The following is a 16129-nucleotide window of genomic DNA, read 5'->3' as shown; positions in this document are numbered from 1 at the left end:
GCCTTCCTGCTCCCATGCCCTACCGCTTTCATGTTGGCTTCTGGAGCCTGCTGCTACTGCTGCTGACCGCTCCCCAGGCCGGGTCAGCGCAATCGGCCACTGCCGCCCAAAACAAGCAGCTCTACGACCGCGCCGTCGACGAAATCAACTTCCGCACGATGGAGACGGTCTACGACAAGCTCTTCACCCGACGCAAGTTTCCCGTCACGCTGCGTACCGCCAAAGCCCGCCGCGGCTTTACCGACTTCCCCGGCCGCGACGACATCAAGAAGCTGTTTCTGAACTACAACGGCGTAGCCGAGCGCTACAAAAACCGCTTCGGCAAAGGCCGCACCGACCTCGAAGAGTTCGACCGGCAGCTCAACAGCATCCTGGTCGACGCCAACTTCGAGTTCTTCATCCGGGTATTGCCCCGCGACGAGCGCGCCGACCTCATTCACTCCCTGCAGCGCTACATCAAGCAAGCCGGGGCGCAGTACAACGCCTCCGAGGACAAAGTAACCGAGGAACTGCTGGCCGATGGCGCCGCCGTGCCTCCCGCCGACGTAGACGCCCAGCCCGAGGAACCCATTACCAAGCCCGCCGAAGAAGCCCCTGAACAGCCCGAAGCCGCTGCCCCCGACGACTTGGCAACGCCCGCCGCGCCGCAAACCCGCTCGTTGGGCGAGTACAACGCGCCCACGCACCACGACTGGCTCGATTACACCCTGCTGCTCAGCTCCGTGGCTTCGCTGGCGCTGGTGCTCTACCTCACGCTTTCGGTTATTCCCAGCCTGCGCACCCAAATCAACAACCTCACGGCCGAGCCCGAGGAAGAGGAACTAGCGGCGGAAACGCCCACCGCAAAACAACGCGCGCCAGCCGGCCTCCCCGCCGACCGATACGAAGACGACGAAGCCTAACCTACTTTTCTGACACCCACGGGCGGCCCAGCGGCCGCCCCTGCTTTTTTCTATGATTCTCACCGACAAGCAAATTCTGGCCGAGATTGAGCGCGGCACCATCCTCATTGAGCCGTACGACCGCGCTTGCCTCGGCACCAACTCCTACGACGTGCACCTGGGCCGCTACCTGGCCACCTACCGCGACCATATTCTGGACGCGCGCAAGCACAACGAAATCGACGTGTTCGAAATACCCGCGGAGGGCTTCGTGTTGTCGCCCGAAACGCTGTACCTGGGCGTAACCGAGGAATACACCGAAACCCACGCCCACGTGCCCTTCCTCGAAGGCAAGAGCTCGGTCGGCCGCCTCGGCATCGATATTCACGCCACCGCCGGCAAAGGCGACGTCGGTTTCTGCAACACCTGGACGCTGGAAATTTCCGTTACGCAGCCCGTGCGCATCTACCACGGCATGCCCATCGGGCAACTCATTTACTTCACCGTCGAAGGCGCCATCGAGAACTACTACAACCGCAAGTCGAACGCGAAATACAACGAGCGGACCGACAAACCGGTGGAATCGATGATGTGGAAAAACAACTGGTAGTCACTATATAGACTAGCCCAACTTAAAGCCCCAAGGCAGGTGGCGCCGAACCACTTGGCACACTTTTTCGTTAGGGAAGGCGTTGGTTGCTTCGGCAGCCCCACCGTTTGATTTCGTGGCTTCGGCCCTCAACCATACTTGCCCTGACGACGATGAAAAAGATAATTGCAACGGCTGTGCTGGCGGCGAGCGTCGCTTTCGGCACCCAGGCCCAACAAGCTCCCGTTAAGAAAGCCGCCGTGCAGCAGCGCGCCGACCGTCTGTCGAACCAAATGGCCCGCGAGCTGCGCCTCAACAACTACCAGACCACCAAGCTGCGCGCCATCAACGAAGACAAAGTGGCGAAGATGGCAGCTATTGAGGCCAAAAACGCCGGCAACGCCAAGCTCATCGACGAGCAGTGCCTGGGGGTATGCAAAGAGCGTGACCGGGAGTTGCGCAACGTGCTGACCACCGAGCAGTACAGCGCATACTTCGGCAACCGCGCCAACTATTACGCCTACGATAAGAACTACGCCCTGCAGTCCAGCGACATTATGCTCGTGAAGTCGGTGCAAAACCCGCTCCCGGCCTCGGCCAAGGGCGCTACCATCGGCCAGACGAAAGAAGTCACAAAATCGGGCGGCAGCAGCCGCTAGGTTTTACTGCAATACCAAAGAAGCCCGCCCTGCACAGTTGCAGGGCGGGCTTTTTCTATGGACTCGGAGCTAGGCTATTTGCGCTCCTGCTCTTCGCGCTCCAGGTGCTGGGCCAGCTCACGGCCCACGGCGCGCAGCTTGGCGCCCATAAACTCGTCGCTGGTGGCGTTGATGATGCTTTCGGCCATCGAGCCGATCATGTCCACGTAGAAGCGCTTCATCTCGTCGACGGGCATGTCTTTGGTCCAGAGGTCAATCTTCATGGTGCCGGTTTGCTCCCGGTCCCAGATGCTGATGTTCATGGCCTTGGCGAAGTGGATATCGGGGCCGGCATCGGTGGCGCTCCAGCTGATGGCCTCGGGAATCTTCTGGTCGTCGAGGGCAATGCTGAAGCGGATTTCGGATTTTTTCATCTTGACGAATGGTCAAATGGGTGAATGGCTGCATGGCTGACCGTTCAGTGCCAAGCAGCTGGAAAGGGTGATGGGCAGATAAGCGAAATGGCCGGCCGCGAGAACGACCAGCCATTTAACCAGTTAGCCGTCGAGCAATTTACACGTAGTTGTTGAGCATCACCGGCATGACCAGCATCAGGATGCTTTCGTTTTCCTCGGCGAGGGTGGGCATCAGCAGACCGGCGCGGTTGGGGGTGCTCAGCTCCAGGGTAATTTCCTCGGAGTCGATGTTGGAGAGCATTTCGGTGAGGAAGCGGGCGTTGAAGCCGATTTCCATGTCTTCGCCGTCGTACTGGCAGGGCAGCTTTTCGTTGGCTTCGTTCGAGAAGTCGAGGTCTTCGGCCGAAATCGTCAGCTCCGAACCCGCGAGGCGCAGGCGCACCTGGTGGGTGGTTTTGTTGGAGTAGATGGCTATGCGCTTCACCGAGTTCAGCAGCTGGGAACGGTCGATGATGAGCTTGTTGGGGTTCGAGACGGGAATTACGTTCTCGTAGTCGGGGTACCGCTCGTCGATGAGGCGGCACACGAGGCGCATCTGGTTGAAGGAGAAAAACGCGTTCGACTGGTTGAACTCCATGCGCACGGGCGTGGCCTCGGAGGGCAAGGCGCCTTTGAGCAAGTTGAAGGCCTTGCGCGGGATGATGAGGTTAGCCGTCTGGCCGGCCGCCACATCGGCGCGACGGTAGCGCAGCAGGCGGTGGCCGTCGGTGGCCACGAAGGTGGCCTGGTTGTCGGCCAGCTGCACGAGGATGCCGGTCATGGCCGGGCGCAACTCGTCGGTGCTGACGGCAAAGATGGTTTTGTTGATGGCGCGCTGCAGCGACGACGACGGAATTTCCACCGGCGAGGAGCCTTTTACCACCGGCACACGGGGGAAATCGGTGGCGTTTTCGCCGGCCAGCTTGTAGCGGCCGTTGGCCGAGCTGATTTCGATGCCGTAGGTTTCCTCGTCGAGGGTGAAGGTGACGGGCTGGTCGGGCAGGTTCTTGAGCGTGTCGAGCAGGATTCGGGCGGGAGCGGCAATGCGGCCGCTTTCGCGGGCTTCCACGGGCAGCTCGGTTATCATGCTCGTCTCGAGGTCGGAGGCGGTAATCGTCAGCTTGCCGTTCTCGATTTCAAACAGGAAGTTCTCCAGAATGGGGACGACGGGGTTGTTGGTAACCACGCCGTTGATGCTCTGGAGCTGTTTGAGCAGCGCCGAAGACGAGACAATAAACTTCATATCGGAGAAGGAAGGGTTGCGGATTGTGGTCAGCAAAGATAGGGAGCTAGCGGGGAGTTTCTAGGCCTGCCGGGGCGGGCCGGCGCAGGATTCCCAAAGTGCTATGGCGAAGCCGCTGGGCGGGTTTCGCCGTGGCATTTCTGCTACCCCGCGGTGGACTTTTTCGGCTTTCTTAGTAGGTTACGGCCGCCGCGCTTCCCGCCTATCCCTCCTTTCTTTGTATGACTGCTTCTACCCTCTACCATTTGGTGTACCAAAGCACGGTGACCAAGCCCCTGCATGAGCCGGACTTGCAGGCGCTGCTCACCCAATCGAGAGCTTGGAACACGGCCCACGGCCTGACGGGGGTGCTGCTCTACAGCGACGGCGACATTTTGCAGGTGCTGGAGGGCTCCGAGGCCGAAGTGCAGTACATCTTCGCCCGCATTTTCCGGGACGTTCGCCACCAGCACGTGGTGAAGCTGGCCGACGGGCCCATTGAACACCGGCTGTTTTCGGCGTGGTCGATGGGGTTTGCGGCGGTGGCCCCGGAGAAATACCGCTCTTTGGCCGGCTATGTCGACCCGCACAGCCAGGAGTACGGCTTGCACGATGCCGACGCCGCGCCCGATTCCCTGCACGAAGTGCTCAGCACTTTCGTACACCACGAAACCATTCGGCTGTAGGCCTTGCGCCAGCCGCCGTGCCGCATTTCACCCCAACCACCCCCGGCCATGAACAAACTGCTCCTGCTCGCCCTGATCGGTTGCGTAGCCTGCGACGACCCCGACCCGAAGCCCGACGACAAGCCCGCGGAGACGCCCCGCGTTCTGGTTTTCTACAAAACCACGGGGTTCCGCCACGGCTCTATTCCGGTGGCTATGCAGGCCATTCAGCAGCGCAGCGCGGCCGAGAATATGGTGGTGGACACGACCAACAACGCCGGCCGCTTTACGACCGAGGGCCTGAAGCCGTACGCGGCCGTGGTGTTTCTGAGCACGACCGGGGACGTGCTGAACCCCACGCAGCAAACTGCGTTCGAGGGCTACATCCGCGGGGGGAAGGGCTTTGTGGGCATTCACGCGGCCACCGACACCGAGTACGACTGGCCGTGGTACAACGGGCTGGTGGGCGCATACTTCTTCGGGCACCCGAACATTCAGCGGGCTACCGTGCGGGTGAGCAACACCACCCACGCCTCTACCAGCATGCTGCCCGCGGCCTGGGTGCGGGAAGACGAGTGGTATAACTTCCGCGACCTGTACCCCGGCCTGACGGTGCTGGCCACGCTGGACGAAAGCACCTACTCCGGCGGCACGATGGGCGCCACGCACCCCATTGCGTGGTACCACGCCTACGACGGCGGCCGGGCGTTTTACACGGCGGGCGGCCACACCGACGAGAGCTACGCCGAGCCGCTGTTTATGCAGCACGTGATGGGCGGCATTAAGTACGCCGTGGGGAAATAGCTGGCCGTTAGGCAATGATGGGCACAACGGGCAATGCCGATGTACCGACGGTCGGTTCTAGGGTTGTGATGCAGACTGATACTGAATCAAAGGTCAGTGCAGAAGTGGCGAGCGAAGAGAAACTCGCTACACGTTGCTACTGAAGCGGCAGCAATACCCTAGTCTCCACCTCATGGTTGGGCGCGTGTTCCAGCTATGCCAACTTCGCGCGCTTAGCCCTGCCCAAAAGCGCGAAGTTGCAGGGTGCTTTTTCAAGCACCGGATGCGCTGTGCCACCGGCTTGACGGCTTTAGCAGGTAGACAACGCTTCTGCCGCAGCGAGCTACTGGCCATTACCCGGCGGGCTGACTGAGTCCGTAAAATCAGCGGATAGCCCGGCGTGCCTTGCTACACCCGCTGTGGTGCTATGAGTAGACAGGCAACAGGTCCAAACGTCGGACCCAGCGGCAGACACGAGCCGACAGGTCAGCGGATTGAATGTGAAACATCCATTAAAATCCAAGTACGTTTGCCGTTACGCATTCGTGTTTAGCTCGACCGTAACCGCCGCTGCATGCTTTTTAACTCGTTACAATTCCTCGTTTTCTTTCCGCTCGTAACGATTGTGTTCTTCGTACTGCCGCACCGATTTCGGTGGCTACTGCTATTGGTGGCGAGTTGTGGGTTTTACATGGCCTTCATTCCGGTTTACATCCTGATCCTGCTCTTTACCATTGTCATTGACTATTGCGCCGGGATACTCATTGAAGACGCGCAGGGAGTGCAGCGCCGGTTTTATTTGGCCATGAGTTTGGTGGCCAACATCGGCGTGTTGGCCGTTTTCAAGTATTACAACTTCTTCATCGACAACGTCAATGCCCTGCTCGACGCGCTGCACGTGACGCGCTACGAACTGCCGTACCTGAGCCTTATTCTGCCCATTGGCCTCTCGTTTCACACGTTCCAGGCCATGAGCTACACCATCGAGGTGTACCGGGGGAATTATCCAGCCGAGCGGCATCTAGGCCTCTACGCGCTTTACGTTATGTTTTACCCGCAGCTGGTAGCCGGGCCCATCGAGCGGCCCCAAAACATGCTGCCGCAGTTTCACCGGAGGCAGTATTTCAACTACGACCGCGTGGTGAGCGGGCTGCGGCTAATGGCCTGGGGGCTGTTCAAGAAAATGGTCATTGCCGACCGGCTGGCCCTGCTGGTGAACGACGTGTACAACACACCGACCGACTACCGCGGTCTGCCGCTGCTGGTGGCCACTGTTTTCTTTTCCGTCCAGATTTACTGCGACTTTTCGGGCTATTCGGATATTGCCTTGGGCAGCGCCCGCGTGATGGGCTTCGAGCTGATGCCGAATTTCAATCGGCCTTATTTTTCCAGGAGCATTCAGGAGTTCTGGAGCCGCTGGCACATTTCCCTCTCCACCTGGTTTCGCGACTACCTCTACATTCCGCTGGGCGGCAGCCGGGTGGCGCTGCCGCGGGCTTGCTTCAACCTGTTTTTCGTGTTCCTGGTAAGTGGCCTGTGGCACGGCGCCAGCTGGACGTTCATCATCTGGGGTGCCTTGCATGGGGTATACTTGGTTGTGAGGATACTCACGCGTAACGGCCGCAACCGATTGATTAAGCGCCTGCCCCTGTTGAGCAACGCGGTGCTCAACGTGGCGCTGACGTACGCGTTAGTAACCTTCGCCTGGGTTTTCTTCCGTGCCAACACCGTGCACGACGCGCTCTACGTCGTCGGGCACCTGTTCGACGCGAGCCAGACGCTGCGCGCGGGCACGCTCTTCCACGGACTGTCGTCGGTGAAGGTGTTCTACCAACGCTACGAGTGGCTGACCCTGGCCTGGGCGCTGTTGGTGCTTGGGGTGGTAGAATCGGCGCAGCTGCGGGTAGCCGTGGGCAACTGGGTGGCCCGGCAGCAGACGCCGGTACGCTGGGCGCTGTACTACGGTATCGTGCTGTTCATTGCGCTGCTCGGCACGTTCGAGCACGTGCAGTTTATCTACTTCCAGTTTTAATTCACCCCAATGCCAACGGTTACGACCACGCCAGTGCCCCCGCACCGGCCGCCCACGCGCGGCGCGGGCAAGCTGCTGCTCAAAGCCTTCCTGCTCAGCCTGCCCTTTAGCACAGTCGTTGGCAGCTACTTTATTCTGGACCCGTTTCAGGTACTCTACCACTACGATGCCTTTACCACGCAGGTGATTCCCAACCGGGACTACGTCAGTACCCAGACGTTTGTGAACAACTACCCGCAGCATCCTTACCAGTCCTTTATCCTCGGCAACTCACGCACGCTGGCTTTCTTGGTAAGCGACTGGGCGAAATACACCCACGACCCACTCGGTTTCCATTACGATGCCATGGCGGAGTCGCTGTATGGCGTGTGGAAGAAGCTACAGTTTCTAGAAGACCAGGGCGCCAGGCTCCGGCATGTGCTCATTATCTGCGACCAGCAACTGCTTTCGGAAACCCGGGATATCGACGCACACCTGTTCCGCAAAGACCCGCGCCTGACCGGGGAATTGCCATTCCGCTTTCAGCTCTCGTTTTTCAAGGCGTACCTCAGCAATTTCTTCTTTTTCCACTACTGGAAGCTAAAGGCGACGGGCGCAGTAACGCCGGGTATGGAAGGGATGTTCAACACGCGGGGCGGGAGCTTTGCCCCCGTCACCAACGACATGCTCCTGCCCGAGGTCGAGCAACTGATTGCCGCCGACTCAGTGGGCTTTTATGCGCACAACCCAGGCCTGCCGCCGCGCCCGGCCCGGCAGCCGGTGAGCAAGGCGGTTATTGGGCCGGAAGCCCAACAGCAGTTGGTAGCCATCCGCAGCATTCTGGAGCGTAACCACACCAATTTCCATTTTGTCATCAGCCCGCTCTATGCACAGGAACGCCTGAACCCCGCCGACGAGGCCTACTTGGTGCGCACGTTCGGGCGGGGATATATTCATAATTTCAGTGGGGTAAACGAGCTGACCAAATACCCAGGGCATTACTACGAAGAGTCGCACTACCGTCCGCTTGTGGGCCGCAAAATCCTGCAATTGATTTACGTGGGGGATTCAACGAGCATCGAACCAGGGCGTGGAGCGAGGAATTAAAGCCCTGAACGCACTAGCCTCATGCCACACCGCCGGCGCTTGATAGGAGGCTGTTTGTGCTGCTTTCGGGGCGCTATTGCCAAATCGGGCAGTTGGTTTCGATACAGCGCAGTAGTCAGTTGCGGCCGAAGATGCTAGGGGTGTAATGTCCTCCAGACACCTTGTAACGCCCGGTGGTAAGCGTGTTGGGCTTGTAAAGACTTCTGTCGAGCATGTTATGCTCAGTGTCGAGCTTGCAACGACTGCTGACATGCTTGTAATGAGTGCTGCTGAACCTGCAATGGCAGGTACCGACCTTGTGATTGGCAGCTGTCTTTCAACAGCAAGACGCAAATAGGCGTCACTACAACCGTCCTTCTCCTACCTACGCCTGCTCCCTACAAGCTCTACCTCGACGACCTACGCACACCCCGCAGCAGCGGCTGGGTGGTGGTGCGCAGCTTCGAGGAGTTCGTGGCTACTATTAAGCGACTGGGCGTGCCCGAGGAAATTTCCTTCGACCACGACCTGGGTTGGGACGAGGTGCTGAACTGCGAGCGAAAAAGCGGCTACGACTGCGCCAAGTGGCTGGTGGAGCAGGAACTGCTGGTGCCGCGCTTCAACGTGCATTCGGCCAATCCCGTGGGGGCGGCTAATATCCGGGGGCTGCTGGGGAACTATGCGCGGTTTCGGGAGGATGGCGCCGACCGTTGAGGGGTTCGGTTCGCTCTTGGCGCTGGAGCGACTCCACGGTATGGGTTGGTCACAAGTCACGCCACACCCGCGCCAGTCGAAGAGAGTTAGCTCAATTATAAACAGGGTCAAACACCTTGAAAAATGCCCAGAGCGCAATCAGAGGCCCAATCGTAAAAGAAAACCATATGCAAAATGCCAAGGTCAATTCTCTTGTTTCCATTGGCCCGGTGTAGCTGGTGGCTATTTTTCTATACCTGCTTTTTGCAAGGAAGAAGAATTGATTAAACACGCCATTGATAACAAGCAGGCAAAGCAGGGAAGCATCGTTGAAGGGAATGGGACCTATCATCATGATAACTACTATTAGGGCAATGCCGCTAAACATTTGCATGGTGGTGAACAGCGCCACCGAACCACTCATCGGAGTCGGAGCACCAACCTTATGCAACGCCTTCGCAAAAAATGATAGAAGCTTAAATACCATAGACTATTATGGACATTTTATCGACTACTCTACCCCAAACGACGCATACTTCCGCTTCCGCAGCCAGGCCCGCACCAGGCCGAACACGGCCAGCAGGGCCAGCGGGGCGCCGAGGTTCAGGAGCTGCCACTGGCGCTTTTCGGCGTTGATTTTCACCTTGTCGAGGGGGCGGAGGGTGATTTGCTTGCTGCGCACGTCTATCAGGCCAGTTTCGTCGAGGAGGTAGTCGACGGCGTTCTGCACCAGCTCGCGGTTGGCGAATTCGGTGGTGGCGAGGCGGTCGAAGCCCAGGCGCAGAGGGCGGTTGGTTTTGGGGTCCACGTCGTTGCGCACGAAGTCGCCGTCGGACACAACGAGGATTTTACTGGGTTTGGCGAGCGGGCTTTGGGCGGGCAGGAACTGGGTGGTGCCGGGCTTGGCGCGGTTGGCAAACAGGGAGCGGAACTGGCCTTCGAGCAGGTAGCCCACGGGCTTCGGGCCGCTTTTGTAAAGCTTGGGGTCGGGCGGCAGGCGGGCGTCGTTGAGGTTGATGGGCACCGGGGCGGGCAGCACGCGGGTGTAGCGCGAGGTGAACATGAGTGGGGTTTTGCGAATGCCGGCGGCCTTCACCGTGTCGATGGTGCCCACGAACTTGAGGTAAACCGCGTCGAGGTTGCGGGTGATGGGGTGCGGACTGAAGTTGTTGACGAGCGGGTAGAACGGCCACGGCATGGGCTGCACCTGAGGCTTATCGCCGGTGCTGCCGGTCACGAGGGGGATGAGGCCGGAGTTGACGTCGAGCAGCAGGTCGCCGTTGAGGCGGGCGCCGTAGGTGAAGAGCAGGTCGGTCAGGTTCAAATCGAGCGGGAACGAGAGCATGCCGCCGCGGTTGGCGCTGTCGAGGTTCACGCGCATGGCATCGACGAAGAACAGGGCGCGGCCGCCCTGGGTGATGAACTCGTCGAGCTTGAACTTCTCGGGGTCGGTGAAGGCGCGCTCGGGCTTGGCCACGATGACGGCCGCGAGGGACTTCATGTCCTGGTCCTTGACCTTGTTGAGGTCGATGCGGTAGATGTTGTAGTCGCGCTGCAGCGTGCCGATGAGGTCGGCCAAGTGCAGGTTGTCGGGCTCGCCGTGGCCTTCCACGATGCCGATGAGCTGGCGCTTGGTGGGCTGCAGGCGACGCACGGCCGCGGCCAGCTCGTATTCGAGACCTTCGATGCTTTGGTTGAGGCGCACGTCGGGCGGCGCGGCCTGGTTGCCGCGCAGCAGCAGCACGTTTTCCTCCTTGTTGCCCACGGCAATGGTGGCCCAGGGGAAGATGATTTTCTCGACGCGCTTGCCGCCTTCGTTGGCGCCGAGGTTGGTGGGGCGCAGGCCTTTCTGAATGAGGCGCTGGTATTCCTTGTTGCGGTCGGCTTCGGAAGTGGCGGCGGAGGGGTCGACGAAGACGTAGCGCAGCTTGGAGCCGGCGTGCACCTGCATTTCGTCGAGGGTTTCGCGGGTGGCCTGCGAGAGGCGGCGGAAGGCGGGCGGGAAGTCGCCGGCCAGGTACACCGTCACGGTCACCGGTTCAGGCATGGTTTCCAGCAGCTGCTTGGTGGCCGGCGACATGCTGTAGCGCTGGTCCTGGGTCAGGTCGAGGCGGAAGAAGAACTGCTGGGCGACGAAGTTCAGGACCACGAGGCCAAGGATGATGAGGCCGAAGCGGAGCAGGTCGCGCTGCTTGCGCGGGGTAGCGGCGGCGGGGGCAACGGGGGCGGGCGTGGCGGCGGGAGTGGTTTCCATGCGTCAGAAGGTCCGGGTTACCAGTTGCGGCTTTGCAGCACGAGGCGGGTGGCGAGCAGCATAGCGGCCACCACGGAAAAGAAATACAGCACGTCGCGCGAATCGACGAGGCCCTTGCTCAGGTCGCGGTAGTGGGCCGCAATACCGAGCTGGCCGATGTAGTAGGCCGGGCCGCCGTCGAAGAGCGAGGCGAGGGAATCGAATCCGGAGTACACCAGGAAGCAGCCGACGACGGCGACGAGAAAGGCAATGATCTGGTCGCGCGTGAGGGCCGAGGCCAGCACGCCAATGGCGGCAAACACGGCGGCCAGCAAAGCCAACCCGAGGAGCGAGCCGGCAAAGGCGGCCGAGTCGATGTTGCCCTGCGGGGAGCCCAGCTGGTAGACGGAGTAGTAGTAAAGCAGCGTGGGCACCAGCGCCAGCAGGGCCAGCAGCAGGCAGGCGAGGTACTTCCCTCCTACCAGCTGGCCGTCGGTGAGCGGGCGGGTAAGCAGCAGTTCGATGGTCCCGGCCTTCTTCTCCTCCGCGAAGGTGCGCATGGTGAGGGCCGGAATCAGGAACAGAAAAATCCAGGGGGCCAGGTTGAAGAGCGTCTGCAGGTCGGCAAAGCCGTAGTCGAGCACCGAGCTATCGGGGAAGACCCACACGAACAGGCCGATAGCCACCAGAAACACGCCCAGCACCACGTAGGCTACCGGGGAGTTGAGGAAGGCGTTGAATTCTTTGCGGAGAATGGCGAACATTCGAGGGAATGTAGCGGGGATGTAAGGATCAATACCAGAACGTCATTCCGAGCGAAGTCGAGGAATCTCGCGTGTTTAGCTGGTTAGTAGAATGGCTAGCTGCCATCAGCACGCGAGATGCTTCGCCTATGGCTCTGCATGACGTTCTTATTTCTTGCTTGTGGTCAGCTCCTGGAATACCTGCTCCAGGGACTGTTCTTCCTGGCGTAGCCCGAGCAACAGCCAACCCTGCTGGGCAGCCAGCTGCGAAATAGCGCGGCGCTGGTCGCCCTTGCCCTCGGTACGGATAATCCAGGCGCCGCCTTGCCCCTGCTCCACGGCCTTCACGCCGGGCAGTTGCCAGAGCGGGGCCGGGTCGATCTGGCCCTCGAACTCGGCCCGAATGACCGCACCGCCCTTGGTAAGGCCGGCTAGCTCACGCACGGGCGCATCGGCCACCAGTTGCCCGCGGCTGATGATGACGACCCGGTCGCAGAGGGCCTGCACTTCGGGTAGGATGTGGGTCGAGAAGATGACGGTTTTGTCCTGGCCCAGCTCCTTAATCAGCGTGCGGATTTCGCCGATCTGGTTGGGGTCGAGGCCGGTGGTGGGCTCGTCGAGGATGAGCACTTGCGGGTCGTGCACCAGGGCCTGGGCCAGGCCCACGCGCTGCCGGTAGCCTTTCGAGAGGGCCCCGATCTGCTTGTTCTGCTCGCGCGTGAGGCCCACGCGACCGACCAACTCCTGGACACGGTTGCGCAAGTTGCCGCCCGACAGGCCATGCACCCGCCCGATGAAATCGAGGTACTCGTGCACGTACATGTCGAGGTAAAGCGGGTTGTGCTCGGGCAAGTAGCCAACGCGGCGGCGCACTTCCAGCGGGTGTTCCACCACGTCGAAGTCGGCCACGCGCACCGAGCCGGCGCTGGGCGGCAAGTATCCGGTGGCAATCTTCATGGTGGTGGACTTGCCGGCGCCGTTGGGGCCGAGGAAGCCCAGGATTTCGCCCCGACCGGCCGTGAACGAAATGTCGTTGACGGCGGCCTGGGGGCCGAAGAGTTTGGTTAAATGTTGGATTTCAACCATAGGAAGGGCGAAAGTACGGCGTTAGAAGCTCATTCCCCGAATGCAACTGACGCAGGCAACTCATTTCCGCAGCAACACGGTTTCGCCGACCCACGAGGCAATGAGCGGCACGATAACCCACACCGCCAGCATCACCAGCCAAATAATGGCCAGCAGCATGAACAGCGCCTTGGTGCGGCGGCGCTGCGGCCGGGCCGTGCGCCATTGCCGCACCGCGTACCACACCAGCCAAATCGAACCGGCCCAGATCAGCCACATGACACGCTACCCGCGCTTGGGCTGCAAAGGCCGCATTTCCACGTCGACGATGTGGAAGTTGAACGGCGTTTGGATGGCGTACAGGATGGCGCTGCCGATGTCTTCGGGCTGCATCATCGACGGGTTGGCGGTGGTGCCGGGAATGTCGTCGAAGAAATTGGTTTGGGTGGAGCCGGGGTAGATGCAAGTGACCTTGATGCCGTCGGAGCGCACTTCCTTGAACAACGAGTGCGAGAAGCCGCGCACGGCGTACTTGGTGGCGCAGTAGCCGGCCATCATTTCGATGCCGGTGAGGCCGGCAATGGACGAGATGTTGATGATGTGGCCCAGCTGCTGGCGCTTCATCTGCGGCAGAACGGCGCGCGTGCAATAGAACAGGCCGTGCACGTTGGTGTCGAACATGCGGTGCCAGTCTTCCGACGAAAACCCATCGATGGCGCCCGAAATACCCAAGCCGGCGTTGTTGACGAGCACGTGAATTTCCTGGCCCAGCTCGCGCTGGGTGTTGGTCAGGGCTTCGGTTACCGACACCTCGTCGCGCACGTCGCAGGCGAAAAACTGGAACCGCTCGTGCGTCAGACCCTCGGGGGCGTGGCGGCCCCAGCCGGCTACCACGGCGCCCTGCGCCAGCAATAACTGCGCGGTGGCCAGCCCGATACCTTTGCTGACGCCCGTAACTATGGCTACCTTGCCGTTCAGATCCATATCTGTTGGGTGGAAAAAAGGGTGATGTTGCAAACTTCAAACGCCGCGCAAGATAGCCGCCGGCACCTACGGGCATACGCACGACTGGCCTTGCTGGCTGCCCCGCTCCTGCTGGGCGCCTGCCGCAAAGACCATGAGCTGGACTGTTTCAAAAGCAACGGCAAGGTGACCACCCAAACCCGCGAGCTGGCCGATTTTACTACCCTGCGCGTGTTCGACAACATCGAGGTGACCGTGGTGCAGGACGCACGCACCTACGCCGAAGTGCGCACCGGCGAAAACATTCAGGAGGATCTGATGCTGGACGTGCGCGACGACGCCCTGCGCGTGTACAACACCAGCCGCTGCAACTGGGTACGCCGCTACGACGTGCCCCGGCAAGTGACGCTGCACGTGCCGCACCTCAAAAACGTGTTTAACGTCGGCGAAAAAACCATTCGCACGGCCGGCACTTTTCAGCAGGACACGCTCTTTCTGCACCTCTCCCGCGCCGGCGACATCGAATTTGCCGTCGACAGCAAGTACCTGTGGGTCGATTTGTACGAGCTGGGCGACATGCGCCTCTCCGGCCGCACCGACGCTTTCGTGGCCACCGTGGGCGACCTGGGCAGCCTCTACGCCAAACCGCTGACCGCGCGCCGCACCAACGTGACGCTCAACTACAACGGCGACGGCAACGCCCACGTCACCACCACCGACTACCTGAGCGCCGACATTGCCGGCCCCGGCACGGTCTTCTACGCTGGTTCGCCGCGGCAGAAAGACATCAACGTGAGTGGCAGCGGCCGGGCCGTAGCCGAATAACCACGCCCCGATGGACAAGCGCACTGCTTCGTTGCTGCTGGGCATGGCCTGCCTGGCCGCGGCTACTCTCTTGGCCCGCGGCACCGCCGACCCGGCTGCGTTTCGGACGGTGTTTCAACTCATCAGCCTCACGGCACTCGGGTTTGTGGTGTACCAAAGCACCTTGCTGCAGCACCGGCGCTACTTTGTGCCGCTGGCAGTGGCCGTGGCCGGGTTCCTGGTGAGCTTGCTCTGGAAAATTCAGCACTGGCCGGGGGCCTCGTGGCTGCTGGCCGTTAGTCTCGCCGCTGTAGTATTGCTTTACGCCGTGCGCTTCGTGCGCAAACCAAGCAAGTCGTTGGAAGACGTGCTAAAAGTGTTGTGGGTGGTTACCTACAGCGCGGGCGTCTATCTCACCGTCGAGCAATTGCCCCACGCTTCGGCCGTGCTCGGGCTGGGCACGGCCGTGTTCTGGCTACTCGTGTTCGTGTTTATTTACACGCGCTTCATGCGGCCCGCCCAGTAGCCAAACCTGAAATTTCCGGCTTGGTCGTTTGTCAACTTAAATATCCCCCAGCTGCGGACGGATAAGCAGTTCCTCCACCACGGCCTGCGGCGAGAGGCTGTGGGCACCAAACACGGCTTCGGCCACGTCTTCGGCCCGAATGAACCGCTCGTCGGGGAAGCCGGCACCTTCCCAGCTGGCGGTGAGCGTGGCGCCGGGCAGCACGGCCGTTACCCGCACACCGGTTTCCTTGAGCTCCTCGCGCAGGTTTTTGGTGAAGCCGTACAGCGCGTATTTCGCCACGCTGTAGGCGCCGCCGTTGGCGTAGGCCTTGATGCTGGCCACCGAGCACATCGTAAACACGTGGCCCGCACGTTGCTGCAGCATGGTTGGCAGGAGCGCCCGCGTGAGGTCGTAGGCGCTGTAGAGGTTCACTTCGATCATCTGGCGCAGCTGACCTTCGGGCTCGGTGTGCAAGCTGCCGGGCTGAAAGGCGCCGGTGTTGTTCACCAGCACATCGAGGGAGCCGCCGAGGCCGCGCACGAACTCGGCAAACCGGCGGGTATCACCGGGCTGGCTGAGGTCGGCGGGCAGGGTGTGCAACGCCACGCCGGAAAACTGCCGGCCGAGTTCCTGGTTAAGCGTGGTAAGGTCTTCGGCCGAGCGGGCACAGGTGATGAGGCGGTAGCCCGCCTGGGCAAACCGGACCAGAATGGCGCGCCCAATTCCCTTGGTGCCGCCCGTTACCACAATTGTTTTCTGCATAAGCCGTAAGATTGTTTCGCCGTTGCGT

General features: G+C 60.9%; 19 protein-coding genes. 10 read left to right on the top strand and 9 right to left on the bottom strand.

The genetic code is table 11. The features are described 5' to 3' along the window. The first annotated feature begins 14 nt into the window (after window positions 1–14). From F0P96_RS02085 to F0P96_RS02075, 3 genes are all read left to right on the top strand, one after another. Complete coding sequence (locus tag F0P96_RS02085; RefSeq protein ID WP_151077081.1) at window positions 15–902, top strand: hypothetical protein; 888 nt, start codon at window positions 15–17, stop codon at window positions 900–902. A gap of 52 nt (window positions 903–954) precedes the next feature. After that, window positions 955–1491, top strand: a complete 537-nt coding sequence (dcd, locus tag F0P96_RS02080) for a dCTP deaminase (RefSeq protein ID WP_151077080.1) — start codon at window positions 955–957, stop codon at window positions 1489–1491. A gap of 152 nt (window positions 1492–1643) precedes the next feature. After that, window positions 1644–2129: a hypothetical protein gene (locus F0P96_RS02075; RefSeq protein WP_151077079.1), complete on the top strand. Its 486-nt coding sequence runs from the start codon at window positions 1644–1646 to the stop codon at window positions 2127–2129. A gap of 74 nt (window positions 2130–2203) precedes the next feature. On the opposite strand, the gene gldC is transcribed toward F0P96_RS02075, so the two are convergent. Then, a complete protein-coding gene (gldC, locus tag F0P96_RS02070; RefSeq protein ID WP_151077078.1) occupies window positions 2204–2542 on the bottom strand; it encodes a gliding motility protein GldC in 339 nt (112 codons plus the stop codon). A 139-nt stretch (window positions 2543–2681) separates the two neighbouring features. Further along, entirely contained in the window at window positions 2682–3806 is a 1125-nt protein-coding gene (gene dnaN, locus F0P96_RS02065; protein ID WP_151077077.1) for a DNA polymerase III subunit beta, read from the bottom strand. A 221-nt stretch (window positions 3807–4027) separates the two neighbouring features. On the opposite strand from dnaN, the gene F0P96_RS02060 reads away from it, so the two are divergent. The 5 genes from F0P96_RS02060 to F0P96_RS21365 all read left to right on the top strand — a co-directional run bounded on the left by F0P96_RS02060 (window position 4028) and on the right by F0P96_RS21365 (window position 9044). After that, a complete protein-coding gene (locus F0P96_RS02060) occupies window positions 4028–4471 on the top strand; it encodes a BLUF domain-containing protein (RefSeq protein ID WP_151077076.1) in 444 nt (147 codons plus the stop codon). Between the two features lie 48 nt (window positions 4472–4519). Beyond that, window positions 4520–5254: a ThuA domain-containing protein gene (locus F0P96_RS02055; RefSeq protein WP_151077075.1), complete on the top strand. Its 735-nt coding sequence runs from the start codon at window positions 4520–4522 to the stop codon at window positions 5252–5254. Between the two features lie 670 nt (window positions 5255–5924). Then, entirely contained in the window at window positions 5925–7265 is a 1341-nt protein-coding gene (locus tag F0P96_RS02050) for an MBOAT family O-acyltransferase (protein WP_338074381.1), read from the top strand. Between the two features lie 9 nt (window positions 7266–7274). Next, the gene (locus F0P96_RS02045) at window positions 7275–8351 is read left to right on the top strand and encodes a hypothetical protein (RefSeq protein ID WP_151077073.1); all 1077 of its coding nucleotides are present in this window, start codon (window positions 7275–7277) and stop codon (window positions 8349–8351) included. 309 nt (window positions 8352–8660) lie between these two features. After that, window positions 8661–9044 carry a cyclic-phosphate processing receiver domain-containing protein gene (locus F0P96_RS21365; RefSeq protein ID WP_338074385.1) on the top strand — a complete coding sequence of 128 codons (384 nt, stop codon included), beginning with the start codon at window positions 8661–8663 and terminating at the stop codon, window positions 9042–9044. A gap of 91 nt (window positions 9045–9135) precedes the next feature. Here F0P96_RS21365 and F0P96_RS02035 read toward each other — a convergent pair whose 3' ends face one another. The 6 genes from F0P96_RS02035 to F0P96_RS02010 form a co-directional block, all read right to left on the bottom strand. Beyond that, complete coding sequence (locus F0P96_RS02035; RefSeq protein WP_151077071.1) at window positions 9136–9510, bottom strand: hypothetical protein; 375 nt, start codon at window positions 9508–9510, stop codon at window positions 9136–9138. Between the two features lie 24 nt (window positions 9511–9534). Continuing rightward, window positions 9535–11277 carry a gliding motility-associated ABC transporter substrate-binding protein GldG gene (gene gldG / locus F0P96_RS02030; RefSeq protein WP_151077070.1) on the bottom strand — a complete coding sequence of 581 codons (1743 nt, stop codon included), beginning with the start codon at window positions 11275–11277 and terminating at the stop codon, window positions 9535–9537. 17 nt (window positions 11278–11294) lie between these two features. Then, on the bottom strand, window positions 11295–12020 hold the full coding sequence (gene gldF / locus F0P96_RS02025; RefSeq protein ID WP_151077069.1) for a gliding motility-associated ABC transporter permease subunit GldF: 726 nt from the start codon (window positions 12018–12020) through the stop codon (window positions 11295–11297). Between the two features lie 147 nt (window positions 12021–12167). Next, a complete protein-coding gene (gene gldA / locus F0P96_RS02020; RefSeq protein WP_151077068.1) occupies window positions 12168–13085 on the bottom strand; it encodes a gliding motility-associated ABC transporter ATP-binding subunit GldA in 918 nt (305 codons plus the stop codon). 60 nt (window positions 13086–13145) lie between these two features. Continuing rightward, window positions 13146–13343 (bottom strand): hypothetical protein, encoded by a 198-nt coding sequence (locus F0P96_RS02015; RefSeq protein ID WP_151077067.1) that lies wholly within the window; start codon window positions 13341–13343, stop codon window positions 13146–13148. Window positions 13344–13349: 6 nt separating this feature from the next. Next, window positions 13350–14048 (bottom strand): SDR family oxidoreductase, encoded by a 699-nt coding sequence (locus tag F0P96_RS02010; protein WP_151077066.1) that lies wholly within the window; start codon window positions 14046–14048, stop codon window positions 13350–13352. A gap of 90 nt (window positions 14049–14138) precedes the next feature. On the opposite strand from F0P96_RS02010, the gene F0P96_RS02005 reads away from it, so the two are divergent. Both F0P96_RS02005 and F0P96_RS02000 read left to right on the top strand, forming a co-directional pair. Continuing rightward, complete coding sequence (locus F0P96_RS02005; protein WP_160620026.1) at window positions 14139–14852, top strand: head GIN domain-containing protein; 714 nt, start codon at window positions 14139–14141, stop codon at window positions 14850–14852. Between the two features lie 10 nt (window positions 14853–14862). Next, a complete protein-coding gene (locus F0P96_RS02000; protein ID WP_151077064.1) occupies window positions 14863–15357 on the top strand; it encodes a hypothetical protein in 495 nt (164 codons plus the stop codon). A 36-nt stretch (window positions 15358–15393) separates the two neighbouring features. On the opposite strand, the gene F0P96_RS01995 is transcribed toward F0P96_RS02000, so the two are convergent. Then, window positions 15394–16101, bottom strand: coding sequence for an SDR family oxidoreductase (locus tag F0P96_RS01995; RefSeq protein ID WP_151077063.1), 708 nt, complete (start codon window positions 16099–16101; stop codon window positions 15394–15396). Window positions 16102–16129 lie beyond the last annotated feature (28 nt).

Origin of the sequence: Hymenobacter busanensis, from assembly GCF_008727865.1 — a bacterium.
Taxonomy (GTDB): domain Bacteria; phylum Bacteroidota; class Bacteroidia; order Cytophagales; family Hymenobacteraceae; genus Solirubrum; species Solirubrum busanense.
Note: the sequence above shows the minus strand (reverse complement) of the source record. Positions and strands in the feature narration are given on the sequence as shown.

Coding starts and splice junctions, on each gene's coding strand:
- F0P96_RS02085 (WP_151077081.1), top strand. CDS start 15: ATGCCCTACCGCTTTCATGTTGGCTTCTGGAGCCTGCTGCTACTGCTG.
- dcd (WP_151077080.1), top strand. CDS start 955: ATGATTCTCACCGACAAGCAAATTCTGGCCGAGATTGAGCGCGGCACC.
- F0P96_RS02075 (WP_151077079.1), top strand. CDS start 1,644: ATGAAAAAGATAATTGCAACGGCTGTGCTGGCGGCGAGCGTCGCTTTC.
- gldC (WP_151077078.1), bottom strand. CDS start 2,542: ATGAAAAAATCCGAAATCCGCTTCAGCATTGCCCTCGACGACCAGAAG.
- dnaN (WP_151077077.1), bottom strand. CDS start 3,806: ATGAAGTTTATTGTCTCGTCTTCGGCGCTGCTCAAACAGCTCCAGAGC.
- F0P96_RS02060 (WP_151077076.1), top strand. CDS start 4,028: ATGACTGCTTCTACCCTCTACCATTTGGTGTACCAAAGCACGGTGACC.
- F0P96_RS02055 (WP_151077075.1), top strand. CDS start 4,520: ATGAACAAACTGCTCCTGCTCGCCCTGATCGGTTGCGTAGCCTGCGAC.
- F0P96_RS02050 (WP_338074381.1), top strand. CDS start 5,925: ATGGCCTTCATTCCGGTTTACATCCTGATCCTGCTCTTTACCATTGTC.
- F0P96_RS02045 (WP_151077073.1), top strand. CDS start 7,275: ATGCCAACGGTTACGACCACGCCAGTGCCCCCGCACCGGCCGCCCACG.
- F0P96_RS02035 (WP_151077071.1), bottom strand. CDS start 9,510: ATGGTATTTAAGCTTCTATCATTTTTTGCGAAGGCGTTGCATAAGGTT.
- gldG (WP_151077070.1), bottom strand. CDS start 11,277: ATGGAAACCACTCCCGCCGCCACGCCCGCCCCCGTTGCCCCCGCCGCC.
- gldF (WP_151077069.1), bottom strand. CDS start 12,020: ATGTTCGCCATTCTCCGCAAAGAATTCAACGCCTTCCTCAACTCCCCG.
- gldA (WP_151077068.1), bottom strand. CDS start 13,085: ATGGTTGAAATCCAACATTTAACCAAACTCTTCGGCCCCCAGGCCGCC.
- F0P96_RS02015 (WP_151077067.1), bottom strand. CDS start 13,343: ATGTGGCTGATCTGGGCCGGTTCGATTTGGCTGGTGTGGTACGCGGTG.
- F0P96_RS02010 (WP_151077066.1), bottom strand. CDS start 14,048: ATGGATCTGAACGGCAAGGTAGCCATAGTTACGGGCGTCAGCAAAGGT.
- F0P96_RS02000 (WP_151077064.1), top strand. CDS start 14,863: ATGGACAAGCGCACTGCTTCGTTGCTGCTGGGCATGGCCTGCCTGGCC.
- F0P96_RS01995 (WP_151077063.1), bottom strand. CDS start 16,101: ATGCAGAAAACAATTGTGGTAACGGGCGGCACCAAGGGAATTGGGCGC.